Source organism: Verrucomicrobiota bacterium, from assembly GCA_016871535.1.
Classification (GTDB): Bacteria; Verrucomicrobiota; Verrucomicrobiia; order Limisphaerales; family SIBE01; genus VHCZ01.
The window spans coordinates 1-5,123 of record VHCZ01000357.1; the positions used below are offsets into that span (position 1 = coordinate 1).

The 5,123-nt window shown below is 60.3% G+C and carries 6 protein-coding genes and 1 pseudogene; all 7 read right to left on the reverse strand.

Translation table 11 applies throughout. The features are described 5' to 3' along the window. Window positions 1-404: GxxExxY protein (locus FJ398_25900; protein ID MBM3841322.1), on the reverse strand; the 404-nt coding region annotated here is incomplete at its 3' end. A gap of 78 nt (window positions 405-482) precedes the next feature. Next, on the reverse strand, window positions 483-908 hold the full coding sequence (locus tag FJ398_25905; GenBank protein ID MBM3841323.1) for a GxxExxY protein: 426 nt from the start codon (window positions 906-908) through the stop codon (window positions 483-485). Further along, a complete protein-coding gene (locus tag FJ398_25910) occupies window positions 854-1,789 on the reverse strand; it encodes a hypothetical protein (GenBank protein ID MBM3841324.1) in 936 nt (311 codons plus the stop codon). Before FJ398_25910 ends, FJ398_25905 begins: the two co-directional genes overlap by 55 nt. Further along, window positions 1,786-2,978, reverse strand: a pseudogene (locus FJ398_25915) (DUF1016 domain-containing protein). Before FJ398_25915 ends, FJ398_25910 begins: the two are co-directional and overlap by 4 nt. 130 nt (window positions 2,979-3,108) lie before the next feature. Further along, window positions 3,109-3,927: a hypothetical protein gene (locus tag FJ398_25920; protein ID MBM3841325.1), complete on the reverse strand. Its 819-nt coding sequence runs from the start codon at window positions 3,925-3,927 to the stop codon at window positions 3,109-3,111. Window positions 3,928-4,340: 413 nt separating this feature from the next. Continuing rightward, on the reverse strand, window positions 4,341-4,718 hold the full coding sequence (locus FJ398_25925; protein ID MBM3841326.1) for a hypothetical protein: 378 nt from the start codon (window positions 4,716-4,718) through the stop codon (window positions 4,341-4,343). Next, window positions 4,685-4,912, reverse strand: a complete 228-nt coding sequence (locus FJ398_25930; protein MBM3841327.1) for a hypothetical protein — start codon at window positions 4,910-4,912, stop codon at window positions 4,685-4,687. Before FJ398_25930 ends, FJ398_25925 begins: the two co-directional genes overlap by 34 nt. Window positions 4,913-5,123 lie beyond the last annotated feature (211 nt).

Consider the following 5,123-nt stretch of genomic DNA (forward strand, 5'->3'; position numbering starts at 1 on the left):
CGTTTTTCAAGCGCGGCGTTATCCCCAGTCTCCCTTCTCCGTTCATTCACCACGCGCTTCCAATCCAACTTGGCCTCCTTGAAGTTCAAAAGCAGTGCCACTTGAAGGCCGGAGATGTTCAGGTATCCGAGCATCTGGGCAACGTGCGTGTCATTGAATGCCGTGACCACCTTGGGATCGGCAATGACCTTTGCGTCCACGATGTGGTCGGGGATCAACTTGCCGATAAAGTGGCCGCGATAGTGGACCGGATACTCCCGCTGCTGTTCGACGGTGTGACCACGGGCCACCAACTCAATCACAAGCGCATTTTCGTAGAGTTTCTCATCCAAACCCGGCTTGAGTTCTTTCAGCACCGCCATCGCTGCACCGATGATGTCTTTCGTGATTTCTTCGTGGAGCATACAGATTTAACCGCGGATGACGCGGATGACGCGGATAATTTCATTTTCCCATCCGCGCTATCCGCGTAATCCGCGGTTCTAGTCGGCGCTGTCCCAGAGTCGTTTTTCAAGCGCGGCGTTATCCCCAGTCTCCCTTCTCCGTTCATTCACCACGCGCTTCCAATCCAACTTGGCCTCCTTGAAGTTCAAAAGCAGTGCCACTTGAAGGCCGGAGATGTTCAGGTATCCGAGCATCTGGGCAACGTGCGTGTCATTGAATGCCGTGACCACCTTGGGATCGGCAATGACCTTTGCGTCCACGATGTGGTCGGGGATCAACTTGCCGATAAAGTGGCCGCGATAGTGGACCGGATACTCCCGCTGCTGTTCGACGGTGTGACCACGGGCCACCAACTCAATCACAAGCGCATTTTCGTAGAGTTTCTCATCCAAACCCGGCTTGAGTTCTTTCAGCACCGCCATCGCCGCGCCGATGATGTCTTTCGTGATTTCTTCGTGGAGCATACAGATTTAACCGCGGATGACGCGGATAATTTCTTTTTCCCATCCGCGCTATCCGCGTAATCCGCGGTTCTACTCAGTTCGGCTTCGGTGGGGACGAGTTGGCCTTCGCAGGCGGATTTGAGGACGGCGGCGCGGTAGCGTTTGAGGTTGGCCTGCATCCGCCGCAACGCCGCCACCCCCGCCTCCAGCCGCGTGAATTGCTTCTCAATCTCCGCCACAATCCGCCGCTGCTCGGCCAAGGAAAAAGGAGGAAGGCAGAAGGAAGAAATCTGATCGAAGTCCACGCGCGGTCTGTCGCCGGCGTTCAGGCTGTTGGCGAACGAAACGAAATCTGCCGCATTCAGCCGATAACGGAAAAAACCCGCGTCAACCGATTCGTTGCCGGGCAGCACGATGAATTCAGACGAACACAAGCCGTCACGGTCCGCACGCCACACTTTGTTTAGGTAAGGGCGAAGCCGGGAATAAAGAACGTCGCCAGTGCGAAAACGATTTGCCGTGCTCTTCATTTCCGCCGCCGGAACTGAACCGAGCAATTTGGTCGTGTGCGCCTCGATGTGCTCAAGTCCGATGTAAGACAACTCGGGGTGCTCTGCCGGAATCGCTTTTTCGCGACGTGGCCGCACGAGCTTTCCAAGGCTGTGTTCTTTCGCCCCTTCAGGGCTCGATGTGTTTGGGGGCGGGTTACCCAGGGCGGCGTCGCTGCGCGACTTGCCCTGGGCTAATTTCTTTCGCCCCGTTGGGGCTGCGCCGTGTGAGGGCACACGGCCTACATCGGCATGCGGTTTGTTGTAGGCCGCGTCCCCTGACGCGGCGTTCGGTTGCCACGAGGATTCGCCGCGTGAGGGCACGCGGCCTACATCCTGTCGGTTGCCGTTCATTTCCGGGCCTCCAGTTGCTTGCGCGTCCTTTCCAGTTCGGTGGAGAGCGTCTTTTCATCCGGCAGCGCGGTGAGGTATTCGCGCACGAGCATTTTGTTGGGCAGTGCGTCGGTGGCGTAGCGCACGAGGGCTTCGCTTTTTCCGGAGCAGAGGATGACGCCCACGTGCGGATTTTCGCCGGGCTGCGACCAGTGTTCGCGGGCGTAATTGAGATACAGATGCATTTGGCCCGCGTCGGCGTGGGTGAACCGGCCGAGTTTCAGATCAAAGATGACGAGGCAGCGCAGGCGGCGGTGGAAGAAGAGCAGGTCCACGCGATACCAGTCGTCGTCGATGCGCAGCCGGCGCTGGCGGCCGATGAAGGCGAAGTCGTTGCCGAGTTCGAGCAGGAAGGCTTCGAGGTGCTGGATGAGGCCGGCTTCGAGGTCGGTCTCGGAATATTCGTCGCGCAGGTTGAGGAATTCGAGGACGAGCGGATGGCGGATTTCGTCGTCGGCACTGACGGCGTCGCCGGGCTGGGGTTTCGCGCTTTGGCGAGCATGGCGGCCTTGTTGCGCGAGAGGGCGGTGCGTTCGTAGAACTGGCTGTCCATCTGGCGCTGGAACTGGCGCACGGACCAGCCGCCGCGCAGGGCTTCGGTGTGGTAAAACGCAAAGGCCTCGGGCGACCGGCTGCGGCTGATGAGCAGGACGTAGTGCGACCACGGGATCGGAAAGGCGCGGGCGAGGTCGGTGAGATTGAATGGTGCAGACGGTGTCTGCAATTTCCTAGACGGTGTCTCGGAAATTGAGGCCGTGGGCAATTCGTTCGACACTGTCGAACATATTTGGTGGGGAGCGGAAAATTCGTTCGACGCTGTCGCACGAATTCGTGGCGTCGGGAACGTCTGGTAAAACTGCCGAAAGCGAATCAAGTTCGGGCGCGCGAATCCACGGCCAAATTTGGCGGTCAAATCCTGGGAGAGCCGTTCCAGCAACGCGTCGCCATACTCCGCCCGCTTTTCACCGCCCTGCTCAAACTCCACGATGCGCCGGTCGATTTCCCAATAGGTCGCGGTCATGAAGGCATTGACCGTGCGCACACTGGCGCGGCGGGCGGCATCGAGCAATTCGCCAATGCCACCGACCAGGCCGGGGTAATTGGCCGGGGCAGGCGCGGCGGATTTCTTCTTGGCGATGGGTTTGGTCATGGCGTCACGAAATTAACGGGAATGAAAAACCCGCCACATTTGCGCGTGGCTTGCACCAGAGGCTTGGCGGGTATGCTGGCGGGCATGATAGACCGGGAATCGGTTTTGTCGAGATGGAGAAAATGTGGGTTCATGCCGCAAGCGCCTCGTTGAGTTCATCGAGCAGCTTGGGCAGTTCCTCGCCGAAAAGTTGATGCGCTTTGCCGAGTCCGCCGCGCTGGCTGAACGGGGCGTAATCGAAATCGTCCGGCTCGATGCTCAGGCTGGTGGCGATGTGGTCGCGGATGAGGTTGAGCCAGGCGAGTTGGTCGCCGTCAAATTTCACGCCAGCTTTGGCCTTGTCCATGAGCCATTCGTTGAAACGCGTGGTGACGGATTCGGCGAAGGGTTCGAGCACGGGCTGTTGTTCCAGCGCAAAGCGGACGAGCGCGACGAGGTCGGCAAAGCGGCAGGCGGGATTCTTCTTAACACCGGATTTCACGGATGACACGGATGCCCCCTCACCCCGGCCCTCTCCCCCGGTGGGGGCGAGGGAGATTTCATGCGCGTGCCAGAGCGCGTTCACGGGGTCGCTGCCGAAGGGCTGTTTCAACTTGGCTTCGAGTTCCTTCAACATCGCTTCCGTCAGCCGCTGCTTGTAGGGGCGGCTGTAAAGGATTTGGAGCGCGGTGGACTGGATGAAGTCGGGGAGATTCTCGGCGTAGTGTCCGGATTGCTCGGCAACACCCGCCAGCAGCGTTCCCTGCTTCTTGGCCTCGATGACACCCAGGGCTTTGCGGTCCACGAGCAGCAGGTAGTCGCAGGTGCCGGATTTAAGCGGAGCTTCGCGGAGGGCCAAGCCGCGCCCGGCGGAGGGATTGAACTGCTTGTAATCCTGAACGACCCAGCCTGACGCGAGTAGCTGCGCGTCGATCTGCTGGCGGGCCTTTTGTTCAGGGGTTTCAGGCATGGGTCAGTTGAAACGCTCAGTGCCGTGGTCCGGCATGGCGAGATTGACTTCGGTGAGGAGGCGGATGATGCAGGACGGGGCATTCGCGACTGACGAATGACGAATTTCGAATGACGAACTGCCGGCGATTCCGAATCCGCACTTCGCAATCTGGCATTTGACTTGGCCGGAGTTGGCGCGGAACTGGTCGGCGCTGTCCCAGAGGCGTTTTTCAAGCGCGGTTCTGCCGCTGGTGCGGGGCGGATCACCAGCGGGTCTTCGCGTCGCAGGCGCGGGCCATGCACCAGCCACGCGTGGCTTCGAACAGGCCGAACGCTCCGTTCATCGCCAGAACCAGACACGCGCGCAGCATGCCAGCTTTCTGCGCCAGCCGATAGCTTCCGATGTCTGCACCGAATTCCGTTCAGCGCGTCTCACGGATCGCGTCGTCGATGGCCCTGGCCAGCGCGGGAATGCGCTGGGTGTAGCTGATCGGACTGACGGGATCCGCATAAGGCCCCTTCGCCCGATCTGCAAAGACTTCGCCCGGGAACAACATCGACGTCCTCGGTCAACGGCGGATCGTTGGTCCAGCCTTTCGCGGTCACCGGCAGGGACTCGTCCGGCTTGAACACGCCGCCGTTCCAGCGCGCGATGTCCCAACGACGAAACCGGACGGCGGCCGCGCCCTGGTTCAAACTGGCCGGGACAATCAATCCCTCGGGATAGTCGCGGGACAGCAGCACATTGGCGGACGCCATCACCTGGCCTTCGCGATTCAGTTGAATGACCGCGACATCCACGTCGGGCACATGGCGATGGTTTTCGGCAAAGCCGGCTTGGCTGCATCCTCATTGGCCGGCCCGAAGTCGAGCACGCGGTCGAAGCGCGCTTCGCGCACGGCACGCAGCACCGCGGCTTCCAATGGCGAAGCGGCCAGCGCGCGCTGCGAACTTGCGCCGAGCAACAGGAGCAAGGGGATGACTTGGGCGGGGCAACTCAACATATTGTGCAGACCGTGGGATTGACGACAGATCGACCGGAGAATCGTAGCGCAGATTTTCAATCTGCTGTATCGCCGATTTCCAATCGGCAGGGCGCCGGCAAGTCCCAGCGGGCTCGGACTGGGAGACGCCCCGCAGAATACAATTCTGCGATACGGCAGAGTGCAACTCTGCGCTACGAGCTTTGTCGTCCATCCCGCGGACCAAGCAGTA

Bases quoted from the DNA above. Each gene is read 5' to 3' on its own strand.
- FJ398_25920 (MBM3841325.1), bottom strand. From the start codon at position 3,927: ATGCCTGAAACCCCTGAACAAAAGGCCCGCCAGCAGATCGACGCGCAG.
- FJ398_25905 (MBM3841323.1), bottom strand. From the start codon at position 908: ATGCTCCACGAAGAAATCACGAAAGACATCATCGGCGCGGCGATGGCG.
- FJ398_25930 (MBM3841327.1), bottom strand. From the start codon at position 4,912: ATGTTGAGTTGCCCCGCCCAAGTCATCCCCTTGCTCCTGTTGCTCGGC.
- FJ398_25910 (MBM3841324.1), bottom strand. From the start codon at position 1,789: ATGAACGGCAACCGACAGGATGTAGGCCGCGTGCCCTCACGCGGCGAA.